This window comes from Blautia sp. Marseille-P3201T (assembly GCF_900120295.1).
Classification (GTDB): domain Bacteria; phylum Bacillota; class Clostridia; order Lachnospirales; family Lachnospiraceae; genus Blautia.
The window spans coordinates 177,867-199,975 of the sequence record NZ_LT635465.1 but is presented as its reverse complement, the minus strand read 5'-3'; the positions used below and the strand labels follow the sequence as shown (position 1 = coordinate 199,975).

The 22,109-nt window shown below is 38.3% G+C and carries 21 protein-coding genes and 2 riboswitches; of the genes, 20 read left to right on the top strand and 1 reads right to left on the bottom strand.

What is annotated here, in order from left to right; translation table 11 throughout:
* Positions 1-4 precede the first annotated feature (4 nt).
* The 20 genes from BQ7352_RS01480 (at position 5) to BQ7352_RS01380 (ending at position 21,122) form a co-directional block, all read left to right on the top strand.
* Positions 5-919 (top strand): ABC transporter permease, encoded by a 915-nt coding sequence (locus BQ7352_RS01480; RefSeq protein WP_072446365.1) that lies wholly within the window; start codon positions 5-7, stop codon positions 917-919.
* A gap of 11 nt (positions 920-930) precedes the next feature.
* Positions 931-1,830 (top strand): carbohydrate ABC transporter permease, encoded by a 900-nt coding sequence (locus BQ7352_RS01475; protein WP_072446362.1) that lies wholly within the window; start codon positions 931-933, stop codon positions 1,828-1,830.
* A 25-nt stretch (positions 1,831-1,855) separates the two neighbouring features.
* A complete protein-coding gene (locus BQ7352_RS01470; RefSeq protein WP_072446359.1) occupies positions 1,856-3,412 on the top strand; it encodes an extracellular solute-binding protein in 1,557 nt (518 codons plus the stop codon).
* Positions 3,413-3,481: 69 nt separating this feature from the next.
* Entirely contained in the window at positions 3,482-4,627 is a 1,146-nt protein-coding gene (locus BQ7352_RS01465; protein WP_072446357.1) for a glycoside hydrolase family 88 protein, read from the top strand.
* A 107-nt stretch (positions 4,628-4,734) separates the two neighbouring features.
* Positions 4,735-5,598 carry a 5-dehydro-4-deoxy-D-glucuronate isomerase gene (kduI, locus tag BQ7352_RS01460; protein WP_072446355.1) on the top strand — a complete coding sequence of 288 codons (864 nt, stop codon included), beginning with the start codon at positions 4,735-4,737 and terminating at the stop codon, positions 5,596-5,598.
* Between the two features lie 13 nt (positions 5,599-5,611).
* Positions 5,612-6,415, top strand: coding sequence for a gluconate 5-dehydrogenase (locus tag BQ7352_RS01455; RefSeq protein WP_072446353.1), 804 nt, complete (start codon positions 5,612-5,614; stop codon positions 6,413-6,415).
* 19 nt (positions 6,416-6,434) lie between these two features.
* Positions 6,435-7,076, top strand: a complete 642-nt coding sequence (locus tag BQ7352_RS01450; RefSeq protein ID WP_072446351.1) for an RpiB/LacA/LacB family sugar-phosphate isomerase — start codon at positions 6,435-6,437, stop codon at positions 7,074-7,076.
* 12 nt (positions 7,077-7,088) lie between these two features.
* Positions 7,089-7,871 (top strand): DUF7402 domain-containing protein, encoded by a 783-nt coding sequence (locus BQ7352_RS01445; protein ID WP_072446349.1) that lies wholly within the window; start codon positions 7,089-7,091, stop codon positions 7,869-7,871.
* 266 nt (positions 7,872-8,137) lie between these two features.
* Complete coding sequence (locus tag BQ7352_RS01440) at positions 8,138-8,956, top strand: amino acid ABC transporter substrate-binding protein (protein ID WP_072446348.1); 819 nt, start codon at positions 8,138-8,140, stop codon at positions 8,954-8,956.
* Positions 8,953-9,600, top strand: a complete 648-nt coding sequence (locus tag BQ7352_RS01435) for an amino acid ABC transporter permease (RefSeq protein WP_072446346.1) — start codon at positions 8,953-8,955, stop codon at positions 9,598-9,600. Before BQ7352_RS01440 ends, BQ7352_RS01435 begins: the two co-directional genes overlap by 4 nt.
* A 12-nt stretch (positions 9,601-9,612) precedes the next feature.
* The gene (locus BQ7352_RS01430; protein WP_072446344.1) at positions 9,613-10,371 is read left to right on the top strand and encodes an amino acid ABC transporter ATP-binding protein; all 759 of its coding nucleotides are present in this window, start codon (positions 9,613-9,615) and stop codon (positions 10,369-10,371) included.
* Between the two features lie 65 nt (positions 10,372-10,436).
* Positions 10,437-10,556, top strand: a riboswitch (FMN riboswitch).
* Between the two features lie 167 nt (positions 10,557-10,723).
* Positions 10,724-11,362 carry an ECF transporter S component gene (locus tag BQ7352_RS01425; protein ID WP_072446342.1) on the top strand — a complete coding sequence of 213 codons (639 nt, stop codon included), beginning with the start codon at positions 10,724-10,726 and terminating at the stop codon, positions 11,360-11,362.
* 1 nt (position 11,363) lies between these two features.
* Positions 11,364-11,975, top strand: coding sequence for an NUDIX hydrolase (locus BQ7352_RS01420; RefSeq protein WP_072446340.1), 612 nt, complete (start codon positions 11,364-11,366; stop codon positions 11,973-11,975).
* A gap of 152 nt (positions 11,976-12,127) precedes the next feature.
* On the top strand, positions 12,128-13,261 hold the full coding sequence (gene ytvI, locus BQ7352_RS01415; RefSeq protein ID WP_072446338.1) for a sporulation integral membrane protein YtvI: 1,134 nt from the start codon (positions 12,128-12,130) through the stop codon (positions 13,259-13,261).
* A gap of 21 nt (positions 13,262-13,282) precedes the next feature.
* A complete protein-coding gene (locus BQ7352_RS01410) occupies positions 13,283-14,620 on the top strand; it encodes a TrkH family potassium uptake protein (RefSeq protein WP_330390330.1) in 1,338 nt (445 codons plus the stop codon).
* Positions 14,621-14,640: 20 nt separating this feature from the next.
* The gene (locus BQ7352_RS01405; protein WP_072446335.1) at positions 14,641-15,291 is read left to right on the top strand and encodes a potassium channel family protein; all 651 of its coding nucleotides are present in this window, start codon (positions 14,641-14,643) and stop codon (positions 15,289-15,291) included.
* A gap of 22 nt (positions 15,292-15,313) precedes the next feature.
* On the top strand, positions 15,314-16,285 hold the full coding sequence (locus BQ7352_RS01400; protein WP_072446333.1) for a carbohydrate kinase family protein: 972 nt from the start codon (positions 15,314-15,316) through the stop codon (positions 16,283-16,285).
* Between the two features lie 154 nt (positions 16,286-16,439).
* A riboswitch (ZMP/ZTP riboswitch) is annotated at positions 16,440-16,524 on the top strand.
* A gap of 87 nt (positions 16,525-16,611) precedes the next feature.
* A complete protein-coding gene (locus BQ7352_RS01390) occupies positions 16,612-18,297 on the top strand; it encodes a formate--tetrahydrofolate ligase (protein ID WP_072446328.1) in 1,686 nt (561 codons plus the stop codon).
* Positions 18,298-18,386: 89 nt separating this feature from the next.
* A complete protein-coding gene (locus BQ7352_RS01385; protein WP_072446326.1) occupies positions 18,387-19,151 on the top strand; it encodes a formate/nitrite transporter family protein in 765 nt (254 codons plus the stop codon).
* A gap of 222 nt (positions 19,152-19,373) precedes the next feature.
* On the top strand, positions 19,374-21,122 hold the full coding sequence (locus BQ7352_RS01380) for a S8 family peptidase (RefSeq protein WP_072446324.1): 1,749 nt from the start codon (positions 19,374-19,376) through the stop codon (positions 21,120-21,122).
* Between the two features lie 57 nt (positions 21,123-21,179).
* Here BQ7352_RS01380 and BQ7352_RS01375 read toward each other — a convergent pair whose 3' ends face one another.
* The gene (locus BQ7352_RS01375; RefSeq protein WP_072446321.1) at positions 21,180-21,974 is read right to left on the bottom strand and encodes a polysaccharide deacetylase family protein; all 795 of its coding nucleotides are present in this window, start codon (positions 21,972-21,974) and stop codon (positions 21,180-21,182) included.
* Positions 21,975-22,109: the final 135 nt, after the last annotated feature.

Genomic DNA, 22,109 nt, shown 5'->3' with positions numbered 1-22,109 from the left:
ACTGGTGAAACAAAAGAAACCGCTGTTTAAAAGAATTTTTGCAGCAAAAGAATTGTACCTGTTATTAATACCCGGTCTTATCTGGTATTTGCTTTTTGCATACCGCCCGATGACCGAGCTGAGAATTGCATTTTATGACTATAACGTATTTCAGGGAATAGAGGGAAGTACATTCGTAGGTTTTGATAATTTTATTGAATTCTTTACAGGCAGAGACTTTTTAAGAGTATTAAAAAATACATTGATGATTTCCTTCTGGCAGCTTTTAATTTGCTTCCCTGTACCTATTGCACTTGCAATCTGTATTACGGAAATGAGAAATAAATTTATCAGCAGAATGACACAGATGTCTACATTGCTTACACACTTTATTTCTGTTGTGGTTGTATGTGGTATTGTCATTAACTTTTTGTCACCAAGTACAGGTGTGGTGAATTTGGTTTTAGAGAAGCTGGGAGTTGAGCCTATTTACTTTATGACAAAACCGGAATATTTTAAAGGAATTTATACATTAATGACCTTATGGCAGAATGCCGGATTTGATGCTCTGGTTTACATTGCAGCGATTATGGGAATTGACCCACAGCTGTATGAGGCAGCTACTGTTGACGGCGCAGGAAAGATGAAAAAGATTTTTCATGTTACCATTCCGGGAATTACACCTACAATTGTAACCATGTTGATTTTGAAGCTGGGTGGCATTATTAAAGTAGGATACGAAGCAATTTTGCTTTTATATCAGCCTGCAACTTATTCTGCAGCAGATGTTATTTCAACGTATTCCTATCGTCTGGCATTTGAAAACGGAAACTATGGTTTATCTGTTGCGGCAGGATTGTTTGAGTCTGTTGTAGCATTTATTATGGTAATCCTTGCAAATAAGTTCAGTAAGAAAATTTCTGACAGTGCATTATGGTAGGAGGGAGAAAAATGGCAGGAAAAAAAGCGAAACAGGGACAGGTTATGGGATTTGGTGAGAAGACCTTCAACGTGTTTATGGTACTTCTGGGAATTCTGATTACTTTCATTGCCCTGTATCCAATTTATTATGTATTAATTTCTTCCTTCAGCAAACCTTTCTTTGTGGAAAATGGAGATGTGCTCTTAGGAATTAAGGAATTTACAACAGCCAGTTATGAGGCTGTATTTAAAAGAGACGGATTGTGGATGGCTTATGGAAATGCTATATTCTATACAGTGTTTGGTTTAATTGCAAATATGTTTTTTACAACCACCATGGCCTATGCATTGTCTAAGAAATCTCTGGTAGGAAGAAAATTCTTTACTTTATTTGTTATTTTTACCATGTGGTTTAACGCAGGTATTATACCGACTTATATGAACTTTAATAACCTGGGACTTTTAAACACAAGGGCGGCAATCATTTTTGGATTTGCTATTGAAACATATAATTTAATTATTATGAAAAGCTTTTTTGAACAGGTTCCGGAAGCGCTTGAAGAGGCTGCATTTATTGACGGTGCAGGACATTTCAGGGTGTTTTGGAATATATATTTGCCATTATCAAAACCGGCTCTTGCAACAGTGGGACTTTTCTATGGTATTAGCCGATGGAATGGATATTTCTGGACCATGCAGCTTTTGAAAGATGATGATAAAATTCCGCTTCAGGTATTTTTGAAGAAATTAATTGTAGAGCGTGTGGCAAATCCGTCAGATGCGGCAATCGTTACAAGAGACTCTTTGACATCGCCGACAACACAGGTATATGCCTTGATTATTATGGCAATTCTGCCCATGGTTGTGGTATTCCCGTTTGTACAGAAGTATTTTAAAACAGGTCTTACACTTGGTGGTGTAAAAGGTTAATTTATATTAAAGGAGGATTTTAGAAATGAAGAAAAAACAGGTAACAGCGTTTTTGCTGGCAGCAGTTCTGGGGGTATCTGCTCTTATGACAGGCTGTGGTGACAGCAAGAAAAAAGAAGAAACAGCAGGTAAAGAAGGCGGAAGCAAAGAATTTACAGCCTTTATGTTCTTGTCCGGAACACCTTTCAATGAAGATTGGGAAGTATGGAAAGAAATCGAAAAAGAGACAGGTGTAAAATTAAAAGGAGTTGTGGCGTCTTCTAACTCTGATTATTCCACAGCATTCCAGAACATGGTTGCATCAGGACAACTTGCAGATATTATTGCATGTGAGTCTACTTCTGACCTTGAAAAACTGGGAAAAGACGGCGGTATGCTTCCGTTAAATGATTTAATTGACGAACATGCGCCAAACATTAAGAAAATGTTAGAAGAAGATCCGAATTTCAAATATCAGGCAACAGCAGAAGACGGAAATATTTACAACATTCCGTTGGGAAAAGAATTGCAATCTTCTCAGTTCTACTGGATCAGACAGGACTGGTTGGACAAGCTGGGGCTGGCAGTACCTACCACAGTAGATGAGCTTCATGATGTTTTACTGGCATTTAAGAATAACGATCCAAACGGAAACGGAAAAGCAGATGAAATTCCATTATTTGACCGTTCAGCTACTTCTGAAAATGAAATGGGTGAATATCTGGCTCTGTGGGACTCCAGTACAGGATTTTATCCAAGAGACGGAAAAATGACATTTGAACCGATTACAGAAAATTATAAACTGGCAGTTTCTAATTTAGCTAAGTGGTATAAGGAAGGCTTAATCGATCCTGAAATCTTCACACGTGGTATGTCTGCGAGAGATACCCTGTTAAGTAATAATACAGGTGGATTTACACATGACTGGGTAAGCACAGGAAACTACAACGACTCTCTGGCACAGGACGTTCCGGGCTTTAACATGGTTGCAGTAGCTCCGTTTGCAGATCAGAATGGAAACGTAAAAGAAAGAGAACGCCGTTATGCAGAATGTGGATGGGGTATTTCCTCTCAGTGTAAAGATCCGGAAGCAGTGATTAAATTCATGGACTATATGTTTACAGAAGAAGGCTCTGACTTTATGAACTGGGGTATTGAAGGAAAAACTTATACAGTAGATGAAAACGGAAACAAAGCATTTACAGATGAAGTATTTAATTCCGGTCTTGCTCCTGTAGAATATCTTCGTTCTTTAGGCTCTCAGTATCGTGCAGGTTATGTACAGTCTGCAGATTATGAATATGCTACTATGAATGAAGCAGGAAAAGCAGCGAATGAATTGTATAATTCTCATGAAGAATGGTTTGAAGGCGCGAAATTACCGGATTTAAAATTAAGTAAAGATGCGTTAGATGAGTATAAGAGCATTATGTCCGGTATTACACCAATCGTATTTGAAAAATTACAGAGCTGGATTTTAGGTTCAGGAGATATTGAAGCAGAATATGATGATTTTGTAAATGAATTGAAAGCAAGAAACATTGACAGAGCCATTGAAATTCAGCAGGAAGCATACGACAACTTTATGAAAGTAACAAAATAAAAACAAGATGGGGCTGTGGCACTAAGGTCTTAGTGCAGCAACCCCTTTTTAAATCTGCGGGAGGCAAAGATGAACAGAAAAAAATTAGAAACAGCAGCATTACAGGCAACAGAAGTATTAAAGAAAAATTTAGAAATTTATACAGAGAAATTTCCCGGTTCGAATACAGAAAATCAGATATATCCTGTATCTGAAAACATTGAATGGACAACCGGATTTTGCACAGGAACCTATTGGCTGGCTTATGAGCTGACAAAAGATGAAGCATTTAGGAAATCTGCCATGGTGCAGGTAGAAAGCTTTTATAAGAGAATTGAAAACAAAATAGACGTAGACCACCATGATATGGGATTTTTATATACACCATCCTGTGTGGCAGCTTATATGCTGACAGGAAATGAAAGAGCAAAGGAAGCGGCAATTTTGGCAGCAGACCAGCTTATCAGCCGCTTTCAGGAAAAAGGACAATTTATACAGGCATGGGGAACGCTGGGAGCAGAGGATAATTACCGTCTGATTATTGACTGTCTTCTAAATCTGCCTTTATTATATTGGGCTTCTCAAGTGACAGGGGATGAAAAATACAGAGATATAGCCATTCGTCATACAAAGACCAGTTTGAAAAATCTGGTACGTGATGATTTTTCTACCTATCATACATATTTTTTTAATCCGGAAACCGGAGAACCGGTAAAAGGTGTTACAGCGCAGGGATATAAAAATAATTCTGCATGGGCAAGGGGCCAGGCATGGGGTGTTTATGGAACAGCTCTTGCATGGCGCTATTTGAAAGATGAGAAATGCAAAGAACTTTTCAAAAGGGTAACGGATTTTTATCTTGCAAATCTTCCTCAGGATAAAGTTCCCTATTGGGATTTAAGCTTTAAAGCGGAAGATAAAGAACCGAAAGACTCTTCGGCAGCAGCTATTGTAGTATGTGGAATTTTAGAAATGTGTGAAAACGGAGGACTGACAGAGAAGGAGCAAGAGTACTATAAGGAAAAAGCATACGAAATGCTGGAAAGCCTGATTGATCATTATTCCGTAAAGCCTTCTTGGGATGCCAATGGATTGATTTTACACGGAGTCTATGCAAAGAGCAGTGCATATAACAGTGTAACAGACAGAGGCGTGGATGAATGTAATCTATGGGGAGACTATTTTTATCTGGAAGCAGTGGTAAGATGTTTGAAAAAATGGAATTCTTACTGGTAGAGTTCAAGATTTGCAAGGTTTTCAACAGGAAAAGAAAGCTTAGCTGAAAATAGAAATGTTATAATCAGTACAACAAAAGGACAGGCAGACAGAGAAAGGGGAATATTATGGAAGTAAGAACAGCAGCATCACCAAGAGACGTGAAGCATTACACAACAGACAGATTAAGAGAGGAATTTTTAATCCAGAATTTATTTGTACCGGGAGAAATGAAAATGGTTTACAGCCATATTGACCGTATTATTACCGGTGCAGCAGTTCCTGCAAAGGAAACCTTAACATTAACAGCAGGTGCAGAGCTTCGTGCAGAGTATTTCCTGCAGAGAAGAGAAATGGGTATTATCAATATCGGCGGAGCAGGTACAATTACAGTAGACGGAAAAGCTTACGAAGTTGCATATAAAGAAGGTATGTACATTGGAATGGGAGCAAAAGATATTACTTTTGCAAGCAAAGATGATACAAAACCTGCAAAATTCTACTTTAACAGTACACCGGCACATCACACATACCCAACTGTATTGATTAAGCCGGAGGGAACACCGGAAGAAGGTGTTGTCATCGTTAAAGATGAAAATAAGGTAGAACTGGGAACTTTAGAGCAGTCTAATCACAGAACAATTTGTAAATATATTCTTCCGGGACAGGTAGAAAGCTGCCAGCTGGAAATGGGAATGACAAAATTAGAGCCGGGAAGCGTATGGAATACAATGCCATGCCACACACATGACAGAAGAATGGAAGTTTATCTGTATTTTGATATTCCGGAAGATGCGTTTGTTATGCATTACATGGGCGAACCGACAGAAACAAGACATTTAGTAATGAGAAATGAAGAAGCAGTTATTTCACCAAGCTGGTCTATTCATTCTGGTTCCGGTTCTCAGGCATATACTTTTATCTGGGGAATGGCTGGAGAAAATCAGGATTTTGACGATATGGACCACATTGCAAATACAGAACTGAAATAAAAGGAGAATAGAAATGGACGTAATGAAAAGTTTTTCACTGGAAGGTAAAGTTGCCTTAGTAACAGGCGCAGCTTATGGAATTGGTTTTGCTATGGCAGAAGCTTACGCAAAAGCAGGAGCAAAAATTGCATTTAACTGCAGAGGACAGGAACATTTAGAAACAGCTCTGGCAAATTATAAAGCAAAAGGTATTGATGCGAAAGGTTATATTTGTGATGTAACAGATGAAGAGCAGGTTGCAAATATGGTAGCAGATATTGAAAAAGAGCTGGGAACCATTGATATCTTAGTAAATAACGCAGGAATTATTAAACGTATTCCTATGACAGAAATGAGCGCAGCAGAATTCCGTCAGGTAATTGACATTGACTTGAATGCGCCGTTTATCGTGTCAAAAGCAGTTATTCCGGGCATGATGAAAAAAGGACATGGAAAAATCATCAACATTTGTTCTATGATGAGCGAATTAGGACGTGAAACAGTATCTGCTTATGCAGCAGCAAAAGGTGGATTAAAAATGCTGACAAAAAATATTGCATCTGAATACGGTGAATACAATATTCAGTGTAATGGTATCGGACCTGGTTATATTGCCACACCTCAGACTGCACCATTAAGAGAAATTCAGCCGGATGGTTCTAAACATCCATTTGACCAGTTTATTATCAGTAAGACACCTGCAGCTCGCTGGGGAAATCCGGAAGACTTAATGGGACCTGCAGTGTTCCTTGCTTCTGAAGCATCAGACTTTGTAAACGGACAGATTTTATACGTTGATGGCGGTATTTTAGCATATATTGGAAAACAGCCAAAATAAGAAAAATAGGAGAAAAATCATGAAAATCGCATTAATTAATGAAAACAGCCAGGGGGCAAAAAACCCAATTATTGAAAAATCCTTAAAAAAAGTAGTAGAACCTATGGGATTTACTGTAGATAACTACGGAATGTATACAGCAGAAGACGAAGCACAGCTTACTTATGTACAGGTTGGTATTCTGGCAGCCGTGTTATTAAATTCAGGTGCAGCAGATTATGTAATTACAGGCTGCGGTACAGGTGAAGGTGCAATGCTTGCTTGTAACTCTTTCCCGGGTGTTATCTGCGGACATGTAGAAGATGCATTAGATGCTTATACTTTTGCACAGATTAATGATGGAAATGCAATTTCTCTTCCATTTGCAAAAGGATACGGATGGGGTGGAGACTTAAATCTGGAATACATTTTTGAAAAACTTTTCTGTGAAGAAAGCGGACAGGGATATCCAAGAGAAAGAGCTGTTCCGGAACAGAGAAATAAGAGAATTCTGGATGATGTAAAGAAAGTTACTTATCGCGAATTTACAGATATTTTAATGGAATTAGACAGAGAACTGGTAAAAGGCGCTCTTGCCGGAGAACATTTCCAGGAATTATTCTTTAAAAACTGCAAATGTGAAAAAATCGCTGCATGCGTAAAAGAAATTCTGGGCTGCTAAAGGAGAAAGTATATGTTCAGTTTAAAAGTAATTGATGGAAGCGGCAGAACTGTTGCTGTGGGCAGAGACGAGGAAGAAATTAATTTAATGGTAGCAAGAGAATATCAGGAAGGTGACAGAATTCTTCTTGAAACTTCTGAGAAAAATATCCATGTGTGGTTTCAGGCAGATGACGCTATGGGAAAATCTCTGGTTTATCTCACAGGAGATGCACATTATAAAATTCCATTTGGAGAAAAGAGAATTAATCTTTCACCAAAAACATTTTCAGGAAATAAACATTTAATTACTGTAAGAAAAGCAAAAGAGTTTGAGCCAAAAACTTATCGAAATCTGGCGCTTAATGTAAATGATTTACATGAAAATGAAACTTGCTTCCCACATGCCTTTGCAAATGTAGAAACAAGAGGTGAGTCTGTATTTGCAGCCAAGAATGCTATTGATGGAGTAACTGCAAATGAATGTCATGGAGAATGGCCTTATGACTCATGGGGTATTAACCGCAATCCTAATGCAGAGATGACAGTAGACTTTGGACGAGAAGTTGAAGTTGACCGAATTATTATTTATCTCCGCGCAGATTTCCCACACGATAATTGGTGGAAAAAAATGACCATTACATTTTCTGACGGCGAAGAGATGGAATTATCATTAAAGAAAACAGGGGCCGGACAGGAATTTACTTTTGAGAAAAAGAAAATCAGCTGGTTAAAGGTTTCTCATTTAATTCAGTCTTCCGAACCATCTCCATTCCCTGCATTGGCGCAGATTGAAGTTTACGGAAACGATTTGTAAAAAATACAATAAAAATAAAATGAAATAGAGACTATTTATACAGAAAACAATAGGGATATATTTTACTTTTTGTATAAATAGTCTTTTTTTGTTTTTGAAATATAAGAATTTACGGAAAAATTATAGTCAAATTTTATATTACTGAACGATTTTTGATTAAAATCAGATTTGACAGTCTTTCATTTCTGTGTTAGGATAAGCGCTAATTTAGTATGGTAGAGAGATAAAATACTAAAGCGAATATAAAATATGAGGAGGACAAAGAAATGAAGAAAAAAATTGCACTGGTTTTAATAGGAACAATGTTAGCAACATTCGCATTATCTGCATGTGGAGAAAAAAAAGACACGGCGAAAAATGACGCAAAAACGGATGATAAAACCACATTTACAGTGGGATTTGATGCGGAATATCCACCATACGGTTACATGGATGAGAATGGAGAGTATACGGGATTTGATCTGGAACTGGCTGAGGCAGTGTGCAAACTGGAGGGGTGGGAACTTGTGAAAAAGCCTATTAACTGGGATGCTAAGGATATGGAATTAAGTTCAGGCTCTATCGACTGCATTTGGAATGGATTTACGATGAATGGAAGAGAAGATGATTATACATTTTCAACACCATATGTAGATAACAGCCAGGTAATTGTAGTTGCAGAAAATTCGGGTATTAATACATTGGAAGATCTTTCAGGTAAAATCGTTGGAGTTCAGGCAGCAAGTTCTGCTTTAACTTTACTGCAAAGTGATGAGGAAGACGGACAAAAAGCATTGGCAGACACTTTTGCATCTCTGAATGAATTTGCAGATTATAATACGGCTTTTACTGAATTAAAGGCAGGAGCACTGGACGCACTTGCCATTGACATAGGTGTTGCAAATTATCAGCTTAAATCAAGAGGTGAGGGATATAAAATGTTAGAAGAAACATTAAGTACAGAGCAATACGCCATTGGATTTAAAAAGGGAAATCAGGAATTGTGTGATATTGTCAATAAAGATTTAAAAAAATTGACAGAAGACGGAACAGTAGCAAAGCTGGCAGAGAAATATGAAATTTCAGATATGGTGACGTTAAAATGAGTATTGATGTGATGTTGGAACAATTGACAATGGGATTTGGGCAGACATGCCTGATTTTCTTTATGACGTTGTTGCTTTCGCTGCCTCTTGGAATGGTAGTGTACTTTGGAAGAGTGAGTAAAATAAAACTATTCAGCTGGGGTGTAAAAATTTACATATCAATTATGAGAGGGACTCCGCTGATGCTTCAGTTGTTAGTATGGTACTTTGCACCATATTATTTGTGGGGAATGAATATTGGAGGATATAAGCTGACTGCAATTTTGCTGGGGTGTTCGCTAAATTACGCAGCATACTTTGCCGAAATTTACCGTTCCGGAATTGAAGCCATTCCCCAAGGACAGTATGAAGCTGCAGCAATTTTGGAATATTCCAGACAACAGACATTCTTCAGGATTGTTTTACCTCAGATGACTAAGAACGTACTGCCGTCTGTAACAAATGAGGTGATTACTCTGGTAAAAGATACTTCCCTGGTATATTCCTTATCTTATGTCGAAATGTTTGCAGTGGCAAAGCAGATTGCAGCTGCACAGACAACGATAGTTCCCTTCTTCATTGCCGGTGCATTTTATTACGTTTTTAATTACGTTGTTGCCGGAGTAATGGAGATATTTGAAAAGAAGATGGATTATTATCGATAGGAGGAGGCCAAAATGAGTCTTTTGGAAATGAAGCATATTAAGAAGGAATTTGGTGGATTACCGGTTATCAGAGATATTTCATTTTCTGTTGAGCAGGGAGAAATATTGGCAATTATCGGTCCGTCCGGTTCGGGCAAGTCAACGCTGCTGCGCTGTGCAACATTATTGGAGAATATTGAAGGCGGCGAAATTCTATATATGGGAAAGAAAGCCGCATGGATGGAAAATAGAAAACCAATGTTTCCAAAAAAACAGCAGCGAAAGGAAATTCAGTCCTGTTTTGGGCTTGTATTTCAGAATTTTAATCTGTTTCCTCATTTTTCAGTAATGAAAAATATTACAGATGCTCCTATACGAGTACAAAAAAGGGACAAGAAAGCAGTATACGCAGAGGCAAAGGTATTACTTGAGAAAATGGGACTTGCAGATAAGGCGGATGCATATCCGTATCAATTATCAGGAGGTCAGCAGCAGAGGGTGTCTATTGCAAGAGCTTTGGCGTTAAAGCCTAAAATGCTGTTTTTTGACGAGCCCACATCTGCTTTAGATCCAGAGATTACAGGAGAAATTTTAAAAGTTATTAAAGATCTGGCAGCGGAACATATGACAATGGTGATTGTAACGCACGAGATGAAATTTGCAAGAAATGTAGCGGACAGAATTATTTTCATGGAAAAGGGCAGGATTGTAGTTCAGGGAACGCCAGAGGATGTGTTTTCTTCAGAAAACCAGAGAATACAGGAATTTGTCGGAAAACTGTCATTAGAATGACAGAAATGATAAAAAGCTATTGAAATGAAGTCCTTGAAGGACTATAATGTATAATATAATAAAAAGAAATTCTTCGGGGCAGGGTGTAATTCCCTACCGGCGGTTATAGTCCGCGAGCCATATAGAATGGTTGAATTGGTGTAATTCCAATACCGACAGTATAGTCTGGATGAGAGAAGAAAAGAGCATTTCTATTGAGCTTTCATGAGGATACCCCGTATAGAGGTATCCTTTTTTATTTCATAGGAAATTGCATCCTATAAAATAAAAATGCTCCGCAAGGATGCGCAGCTCGCGGAAATGTATGAAGAATTTCCTTTTATGAAAAACATTCATGAAAAGGAGAACAAAGATGAGTCAGGAAGCAGTTGTAAACAAAAGAATTCAGGTAACAGGAAACAGATCGAAATTAAGAACTATGGTGCAGATAGCTATGCTGTCAGCAGTGTCGGCAGTACTTATGATGTTTGAATTTCCAATACCTTTTTTAGCGCCGCCTTTTATTAAAATGGATTTTTCGGAAATACCGGTTTTAGTGGGAACTTTTGCTATGGGACCATTGGCAGGGGCGGCAATTGAATTGTTAAAGAATATTCTTCATCTTGTTACTTATGGGACGACTACAGGAGGCATTGGTGAGCTGTCAAATTTCTTTATCGGATGTGCTTTTGTGGTACCGGCAGGAATTTTTTACAGGAAAAGAAAAACCAGAAAGAGTGCACTTTTAGGAATGGGAACAGGTACTTTGCTCATGGTAATTATGGGCTGCCTTTCTAATGCTTTTGTAATGTTTCCGTTATATAGTGTAGTTATGGGAATTCCAATGGATAGTTTTATTGCTATGGGAACAGCCATTCATCCGGCAATTGACAATATGGTTACTTTTGTCGTTTTATGCATGGTTCCATTTAATCTGGCAAAAGGAATTATTATTTCATTAATTACCCTTCTTTTATATAAAAGACTTCGGGTAGTGTTAAAAGGAGAATAAAATGGCAAAAATTACAGGAATTACGAAAAGAACAGAAAATCCTTTTGTAAATCTCTATGAGTTGGACAGAGAGTCAAAAACAGGAAAAAAAGGAAAGTATTATGTTGCGTCAAGAGCGAAAAGCGAACAGGATTTGAAACTTGTTACAGGAAAAAATTCCCCGGATGGTGTTGTGATTTATAGTTTATATGGGGAAAAACAGGATAAAGTAGTGTTAATCCGCCAGTATCGGTATGCGTTAAATGATTTTATATATGAGTTTCCGGCCGGGCTGGTGGAAGATGGAGAGCCATATAAAGAAACGGCGGTTCGGGAAATGAAAGAGGAAACAGGACTGGATTTTGTGCCGCTTTCTGTAAATGAAGCATACGAAAAGCCGGCATTTACTACGGTAGGGATGACGGACGAGTCCTGTGCTACAGTATTTGGTGTTTCTACAGGAGAAATTTCAAAAGAATTTCAGGAAGATACAGAAGAAATTGAAGTGGTTTTAGCAGACAGAAATGAAGTGAAACGCATTCTAAAAGAAGAAAAAGTAGCGATTATGTGTTCTTATATGTTGATGCATTTCTTACACGATAAAGAACCTTTGGAATTTCTGAAAGAATTGTAAAAATTTTATATAATCGGACTACTTTTTTCTAAGTTGTGTTATACTTAAAAAAGCATCCTGGGAAAGAACAGCCTGTATGTGTATAACGGTATGCATATAGGCTTTTGTGATTTATTGAAACGGATGTAAATCAGCTAAAAGGGGTTTTGTGCATGAACTGGAAAAAACATATTAAGAATTTACTTGTATTTATATTTACGCTGCTTGCAGTGATTTTAGGCAGTTTTTTTGCTTTTAAATTTATTCGATTTTTTATGCCCTTTGTTATTGGCTGGCTGATTGCCTTGATTGCAAATCCGCTGGTGCGCATGCTGGAAAGGCGGTTGAAAGTAGCCAGAAAGCATACGTCCATGCTTTTAATTATTGCGGTTTTGGCAGCGATTATTGGCGGCATCTATTTTATAGGAATGAAAGCGGTACAGGAAGTCGGATCTTTAATTGATCAGGCGCCGGCAATTTATACAAGTTTTCGTGAAGATTTTCAGGAAGCAGGCGAAAATTTATCTTTGATTATTGAAGAATTACCGGAAGGTATACAGGAAGGAATTTCTGATTTTCAAAACAGTCTGGGGGATGTAATTGGGACAGCTGTGGGAAAAATCAGCCAGATTACAGTAGATCAGGCAGGCAACCTGGCCAAAAATCTTCCAAGTATTTTAATAGCAATTATTTTTACCATATTATCTGCATATTTTTTTATTGCGGACCGGGACAAGATACTGGAATTTGGACGGGAACATACCCCACAGATTATTCAGCAGAAATGGAAAATGCTGGAACAATGCTTTAAAAGCATTTTTGGCGGATATTTTAAAGCGCAGTTTAAGATTATGGGGGTTGTTTTTGTTATTCTTTTTGTGGGATTTTTAATCTTGAAAGTTGACTTTGCTATTGTAGTAGCATTTCTGGTATCTTTGTTAGATATGCTGCCATTTTTCGGAACAGGTACGGCGCTTATTCCATGGGCATTATTTAAAATTTTATCAGGGGACATGAAGTATGCATTGGGACTGGTAATATTATATTTGACAACGCAGCTTGTGCGGCGTATTATTGAGCCTAAAGTGGTAGGAGACTCTATTGGAATTGATCCGTTATGGACTTTAATCTGTATGTATACGGGATACCGATTTGCAGGTGTTTTTGGTATGATTTTGGCTGTTCCGGTAGGAGCAATTCTTGTTAATTTCTACCATGCAGGAGTATTTAACAGTGCAATTCAAAATTTGCAGGATGCAGTAGATGATTTTTTAAAGTGGCTGTATCGGGATAATAGGAAAGAGTAGACGAATTTATAGATGTTTAGAATGAAAAAGGTAAAGTGGACAACAACAAAGATAATTGTGGCAGGGTATCTGCTGGTGATTGCAGTGGGAACTTTATTGCTCATGCTGCCCATCGCAAACAGACAGGGAACGGCGACTCCCTTTATGGATGCGTGGTTTACAGCTACTTCAGCAACTTGTGTTACAGGTTTGGTGACAAATGATACATATAGTTTCTGGAGCAATTTTGGTCAGGGCGTTATATTGGTTTTGATACAAATTGGTGGAATTGGTTTTATGACACTGGCAATTTCTGTCTTGACTTTTACCGGGAAAAAGATTGGTCTGTCCCAACGGCTTCTAATGAAAGAATCCGTAGCAGCTCCTCAGGTAGGCGGCATTGTAAGGATGTCTAAATTTGTGCTTTCCGGAACGTTGATTTTTGAGGTTTCCGGAGCAGTACTCCTGGCATTTTATTTTATTCCCAGATTGGGAGTTGGAAAAGGGATTTATTATTCTGTTTTTCATGCTATTTCCGCTTTCTGCAATGCCGGAATTGATTTAATGGGATATTATGATCCAAGCTCATCTTTAATTACAGCTGCGGATAGTTATATTGTAGGGATTACCATATCGCTTCTTATTATAATTGGCGGGATTGGCTTTTTAGTATGGGCAGATATAAAAAAATGGAAATGGCATTTTAAGTATTACAGATTACATTCGAAAGTGGTTTTAACAGCCAGTCTGATTTTAGTTTTATTGGGAACAATTCTCATCCTTATTTTTGAATGGGGAAAGCCTTCTATGGAAGGAAAAAATCTGGGAGAACAGATTTTATCTGCTTTCTTTCAGTCTGTGACACCAAGGACAGCAGGTTTTAATACCATGGACTTAAATCAGCTTACAGACAGCAGCCAGATGCTGATGATCTGCTTTATGTTTATTGGCGGTTCTCCCGGTTCAACAGCAGGGGGAATTAAGACGACCACAATGATGATTTTGATTTTGACAATATGGACAGAATTTAGAAAAAGAAAAGATGTGGAATTTTTTAAACGAAGAGTAGAAAATGAAACCATACGTCATGCAAGCTGTATTTTGATTTTATATGGGATACTTAGTATTGGCTGTGCCATGTTGATTTCTACAATCGAGGGACTGGGGATGAAAGAAGTGCTGTTTGAGGTAGTTTCTGCTCTATGTACGGTGGGACTTTCTCTTGGCATTACATCTCAACTGGGAATAGTTTCTCAGATTATATTAATTTTATTAATGTTTATTGGAAGAGTAGGAGGAATTACTATTTTACTGGCATTTAGCAATCGCATTTCCAGTATTCCATCCAAGCTCCCCGTAGAAAAAATATCTGTAGGATAATGAAAGTGGAGGAAAAGAAAATGAAATCAGTACTTCTTATTGGACTTGGCCGTTTTGGAAGACATATGGCAGAAAAGTTGATTGAAGAAGGGAATGAAGTTTTAGCAGTAGATATTAATGAAGAAAGAGTTAACGACGCGATTGATATGGTGACAGATGCCCAGATTGGAGATGCTACAAATGAACATTTTGTAGAGCCTTTGGGTGTGGGAAATTTTGACCTCTGTGTAGTTGCTATTGGAGATAATTTTCAAAGTTCATTGGAAACAACAGCTCTTTTGAAAGATTTAGGAGCTCCGTTTGTATTAGCAAGGGCGAATCGTGATGTACATGCAAAATTTCTTTTAAGAAACGGAGCAGACAGGATTGTTTATCCGGAGAAAGAAATGGCTCAGCGTCTGGCTGTGAAATATGGAAATGATAATATTTTTGATTATATTGAATTAACAGACGAATATGCTATTTATGAAATTCCGGCGCCTGAATCATGGATTGGAAGCAGTATTATAGAGAAAGATGTCAGAAAAAAATATCACATCAGTATTCTGGCAACAAAATCTCAGGGGAAAATGAACCCTCTTCCTCATGCAGACTACATATTTAATCACAACGAAACATTAATTATTATGGGGAATTATCGCGATGTACGTGCGGTGACAAAATTAAAATAATAAGGACAAAGGAGTAAAGACTATGAGTAAAAATTTTGATGTAATCGCATTAGGTGAACTTTTAATTGATTTTACAGAAAATGGCATTAGCGGACAGGGAAATCCGATGTTTGAAGCCAATCCCGGTGGAGCACCTTGTAATGTGCTGGCTATGTTAAATAAATTAAGAAAGAAAACATCATTTCTGGGAGTAGTCGGAAAAGATCAGTTTGGAACTGCTCTCAGAGCTTCTTTAGATGAACTGGGAATTGATACAAGTCATTTATATGAAGATGAAGAAGTCCATACTACACTTGCTTTTGTTCATACTTTTGAAGATGGTGACAGAGATTTTGCCTTTTACAGAAATCCGGGAGCAGATATGATGCTTTGTGAGGAACAGATTGAAGAAGAATATATAAAATCAGCACAGGCAATTCACTATGGGACTTTATCTATGACACACGAAGGTGTTAGAAAAGCTACTTATAAAGCAATTGAAATTGCCAGAAAAAATGGCCTTTTGATTTCCTTTGATCCAAATTTAAGACCTCCTTTATGGAAAACTTTAGATGAGGCAAAAGAACAAATTTCTTATGGATTGTCTAAATGTGATCTGTTAAAAATTTCTGAGGAAGAACTGGAATTCATGACAGGAACAAAAGATGTAAAAGAAGGAGCACATATTTTATTAGAGAAATATCATAATATTAAACTGATGAATGTTACAATGGGAAAAGAGGGAAGTATTGCATTCCACGAAGGAAAGGAAGTATTTCAGGCTCCGTTTTTGCAGGAAAAAACTATAGAAACTACCGGAGCAGGAGATACTTTTGGGGCATGTGCACTGAATTATGTTCTGGAAAATGGAATTGAAGGATTATCTGAGGCACAGCTTCAGGAAATGCTTTGTTTTGCCAATGGAGCATCTTCTTTGATTACAACGAAAAAAGGCGCGCTTCGTGTTATGCCTGAAAAAGAAGAGGTAGAGGAATTTATCGCTTCCAGAAAATAAAAAGGTATTTGTTATATATGTAAAAAAATACAAGAAAAATTGGTAAAAAATTCACAAACTTTATCATGGTGCATTGACAGCAGAATGATTTTGTGTTAAAGTATGTTCATAGTTACGTGACAGATATAAATAATATTTATTTGTTGCAGAATAACAAACATCTGATTACTGACGGATTAATGTGGAGTACCACAGGGAAATCAGAATGTGAAAAAAAGCCGACCGTCTGGGCAACATTTGTTAATCTACAAATGTTGCCCTTTTTTCATCTCTTGCGGAGAATGGGAAAAGGGTGAGTAAAAATTATTTTCAAGGAGGATGTTACTATGGGATTCAAATCAGACATCGAAATTGCACAGGAGTGCACAATGGAGCCAATTACTAAAATTGCAGAGAAAGCAGGTATTGATGATAAATATCTGGAACAGTACGGAAAGTACAAAGCAAAAATTGACTATAACTTATTGAAAGAGTCCGATGCACCAAACGGAAAATTAATTCTTGTTACAGCAATTAATCCAACACCGGCAGGAGAAGGAAAAACAACTACAACCGTTGGTCTTGCAGATGGTATGCAGAAATTAGGAAAAAAAGTTATGGTTGCTCTTCGTGAGCCATCACTGGGACCTGTTTTCGGAGTAAAAGGCGGCGCAGCAGGCGGTGGATACGCACAGGTTGTTCCAATGGAAGATATTAACCTTCACTTTACAGGTGATTTCCATGCAATCGGAGCAGCAAATAACCTTCTGGCAGCTATGCTGGATAACCACATTTATCAGGGAAATGAATTAAACATCGATCCAAGAAAGATTACATGGAGAAGATGTGTGGATATGAACGACCGTCAGCTTCGTTTTGTTGTTGATGGTATGGGTGGAAAAACAAATGGTATGCCAAGAGAAGATGGCTATGATATTACAGTAGCTTCTGAAATTATGGCAGTCCTTTGTCTTGCAAAAGACATCACAGACCTGAAAGAAAGACTTGGACGTATTATCGTCGGATATACTTACGGAAAAGTTTCTGAACAGAAACCGGTAACTGCTCATGATTTACATGCAGAAGGCGCTATGTGTGCACTGTTAAAAGATGCTCTGAAACCAAACCTGGTACAGACATTAGAGCATGTACCTGCAATCGTACATGGCGGTCCATTCGCAAACATTGCTCACGGATGTAACTCTGTAATCGCAACAAAGATGGCAATGAAATTAGGTGATTATGCAATCACAGAAGCAGGTTTCGGCGCTGACTTAGGTGCAGAGAAATTCTTAGATATTAAATGCCGTATGGCAGGACTTAATCCAAGTGCAGTTGTAATCGTAGCAACTGTTCGTGCATTAAAATACAACGGCGGTGTTGCAAAAGCAGACTTAAATAACGAAAATCTGGAAGCACTGGAAAAAGGACTTCCAAACCTGTTAAAACATGTAAGCAACATCAAGAATGTATACAAACTTCCATGTGTAGTAGCAATTAACGCATTCCCAACAGATACAAAGGCAGAACTTGATTTAGTAGAAAGCAAATGTAGAGAACTGGGCGTAAACGTTGCATTGTCTGAAGTATGGGCAAAAGGCGGCGAAGGCGGAATTGCACTGGCTAAAGAAGTTATCCGTCTGGTTGAAGAACCAAATGACTTTACATTCTCTTATGAATTAGAAGGAAGCATTGAAGATAAATTAAATCAGATTGTACAGAAGATTTATGGTGGTAAGAGAGTGGTTCTGACAGCAAATGCTCAGAAACAGGCTGCACAGTTAGAAGCACTTGGATATGGAAACTGTCCAATCTGTGTTGCTAAGACACAGTACAGTCTGACAGATGATCAGACAAAACTGGGAGCACCTACAGACTTTGAAGTAACTGTAAGAAATCTGAAGATTTCCGCAGGTGCAGGATTTATCGTAGCATTGACAGGAGAAATCATGACAATGCCAGGACTTCCAAAAGTACCGGCTGCTGAGAAGATTGACGTAGATGAAACAGGTAAAATCACAGGTCTTTTCTAAAGAATAAAAATGTGGCTGCTGCATGACGAATGTGGTGCAGCAGCTTTCTCTGTATTAGAAAATTTTGGGCTTGAAGGGAGCAAATAAGTATGTATAAAGACGAATATAAAGCCGTGTGTAATGCTGCGGCAACAAAATTAAATTTACTGAAAAGCAATCCGCTGGGATATTTTGTGGCTTCTATTCTTGCAGGTGTGTTTGTTGCAATGGGTGGCTTTCTGGCATTTACACTTGCAGGTCATCTGTCTACTTCAGAGGCTGCAGCAATTTGGGCGAAACCAGCACAGAGTGCAGCTTTTGCAGCAGCGCTTAGTTTAGTTATTATGGCAGGAGCAGACTTATTTACAGGAAATAACTTTGTTCTGTCAGCAGCAGCATTCAGAAAAACAGCTTCATGGGGAGATGCTTGTAAATTATGGTGTGTATGTTGGATTGGAAACCTGGTTGGTTCTCTTTTATCATCTGCTCTTTTCATAGCTGCTAAAGTTCCTACAGGTGGAATTGGTAATTATTTTGAAAATCTTGCAATTACAAAAACCACTACTGCACCAATGCCATTGTTTTTCAAAGCAGTATTATGTAACATTTTGGTGTGTCTTGCTGTATGGTGCGGAATAAAAATGAAATCTGAGTCAGGTAAACTGATTATGATTTTCTGGTGTATTTTTGTATTTATGATATGTGGATTTGAACATAGTATTGCAAATATGAGCAGCATCGGTGTTTCTCTTTTAACAGGAAAAGTTGGAATTGGCGCATATTTCTATAATGTAATTATTGTAACGCTTGGAAATATGGTTGGAGGTATTTTAGGCGTAGCGCTTCCATATCATTTGATTTCAAAAGAAAAATAAAATACGAGTGAGAAAGAGGAGTTGTCTGTTAAGGCAGCTCCTTTTTTGCTTCATAGGAAATTGCGTCCTATGAAATAAAAAATGCTCCGCAAGGATGCACAGCTCGCAAAAATGAAATTATCACTTTGTGAACCGCTCGCGCGCAGAGATTGCGCTGTTGCGCAATCTTTTTTAGTTCTATCCTTACCTGCAAAGCGTAAGATGAAGAAGGGAGGATGGAATATGCAGGATCAGAAATTAGAAAATCTTTTGAACTTAGCTTTAAGCGCTACACAGGAAGAGCGGGAAAAGTCACCACAGTTAAATGTAGGATATAATGTGGAAGAAAATAACTGGGAGCTGATTATAAAATATTCCGGTGATTTGGGGATAGTTTTAGGAGAAGATATTCCCAAAGTAGAACTTTTAAATCAATTTGCCATTATACGCATTCCGGAAAGTAGAATAGAGGAATTATCACGAAATCCACAGATAGAATTTGTAGAGAAACCAAAGCGTTTATTTTTTGCAGTAAATCAAGGCAGAAGCGCTTCCTGCATGACAGCAGTACAAAGTGAGTTTTCGCCTTTAGGAGAACCTCTGACAGGGGAAGGCGTCTTGGTGGCTTGTATTGACTCAGGGATTGATTATAGCCATCCTGATTTTCGTAATCCTGATGGCAGTACCAGAATTTTACGTTTGTGGGATCAAACCATAGAGGGAAATCCACCAAAAGGTTATTTTCTGGGAACGGAATATACAAAGGAAGAGATTGATGCAGCGCTAAGAACCAACAGCAAAAGAGAAATGGAGAAAATTGTTCCAAGCCGGGATTTAAGCGGGCATGGGACGGGGGTAATGGGAATTGCAGCTGGGAATGGAGCAGCATCCCAAGGTGTTTACAGGGGTGTGGCTTATAAAAGTGATTTGCTGGTTGTGAAGCTTGGTATACCTCTGGCAGATGGATTCCCAAGGACTACAGAGCTGATGCAGGGAATTGATTATGCTATTCGTCAGGCTATTGCTTTTCAGATGCCGCTGGCTTTAAATCTTAGTTTTGGAAATAATTATGGTTCTCATAGTGGGGAGTCCCTGATAGAAACTTATTTGGACAATGCAGCATTGTCGGGAAAAAATGTAATCTGTGTAGGAATGGGGAATGAAGGCAGTGCAGCCATTCATACTTCCGGACAGCTGCTGGAAGGAAAGACAGAAGAGATTTCTCTTTATATCAGCGAATATGAAACTGGAATGAGTGTACAGATTTGGAAGCAGTATGTGGATGATATGGCATTTACACTGATACACCCCAATGGTGAAGTGGTGGGGCCTTTTAAACAGATATTAGGACCTCAGCGGTTTTCTATTCAAAACACGGAATTGTTGGTGTATTATGGAGAACCAAGTCCATACAGTATTTCTCAGGAGATTTATATTGATATACTTCCTACAAATCAGTATATTGACAGCGGTGTGTGGAAAATTCAATTAATACCTTCAAAAGTTGTGGATGGTTCTTATGATTTATGGCTTCCTGGAGGCGGTGTTTTAAATGAGGGAACAAGGTTTTCGTTTCCCACTCCGGAAACAACGCTGACAATTCCTTCCACGGCAGGCAGAGTGATTTCAGTGGGAGCATACAATTCCAGATATATGTCTTATGCGGATTTTTCGGGAAGAGGTTATACAAGAGTGGTAAATGCAGTAAAACCGGATTTGGCTGCGCCCGGAGTGGATATTCGTACAACAGCAGTGGGAGGAGGATATGACAACAGAACAGGAACATCTTTTGCAGCCCCTTTTGTTACTGGCGCTGCGGCACTTATGATGGAATGGGGAATTGTGAAAGGGAATGATCCTTTTTTGTATGGCGAAAAAGTAAAGGCATATTTGAGAAGAGGAGCAAGACCACTTTTAGGTGGGGAGTATCCGAATAATCGGATTGGATATGGAGCGCTGTGCTTGAGGGACAGTTTTCCAATAAAAAAATGAGGTGGTTAGGAGTAGTGTGCGGTTTCAGCCATTTACATGGTCAAAACCGCACACTATTTATTTCATAGGAAATTGCGCTGTTGCGAAATCTTTCTTATCCGGAATTTGCCGTCCCTCATGGTTTAAGTGGTAATTGTCTTTATAGATTAGCTGAGAAATCGGTACAAATTCATATCCTTTATCCTGTAATGTAGTAATTAAGGTATCAAGAGCATCTTTTGTGTATTTGGCACCATTGTGACATAGAATGATGCTGCCGTTTCCAAGAGCTTTGTGTTCTGTCACACGTCTTACAATATCTTCAGCGCCATAGTCTTTCCAATCAAGAGAGTCAACATTCCATTGAATAGGATAGTAATTATTTTCTTTTGCATTTCTGATAACCTGATTGTCGTAATCTCCGTAAGGAGGGCGGAATAAAAACATGTCAAATCCGGTCAGGTCTTTTACCTTGTTATGCACAGTCATCAATTCTTTTGTCTTTTCTTCATCGCTTAGCTGAGTCATGTGCTTGTGATTTTCACTGTGATTGCCTAAATCGTGGCCTGCTTCGTAAATTTTTTTCACATCTTCGGGGTAACTTTCTACCCATCCACCAGTCATAAAAAAAGTTGCTTTTACATCGTGACTTGCGAGAATATCCAGAATAGTTTGGGTGTCTTCATTTCCCCAGGCAGCATCAAAACTGATGGAGATTTGCGGCTTTTCTGTTTCTACACAATAGATAGGCAGCTCCTTGCCTCCTACCGTGTTACTTACGGAAATAATGTCAGGGAGTATGGAGGTGGCAGAAAAAACCAGAAGTCCGGCAAATGCCAACAAAAGCAGAGTATTAAAAAAGCGTTTAAACAATCTGGAACTCCTTAAAATCTGTTTATTTCTATTGTATTAAAAAGAAATGCAAAAAGAACCAAAAGAGAGAAACACTGGGAACTGTGCCACTTAGTTGACATTAAGGAAAGACCTTAGTATACTTAAGAAATATAG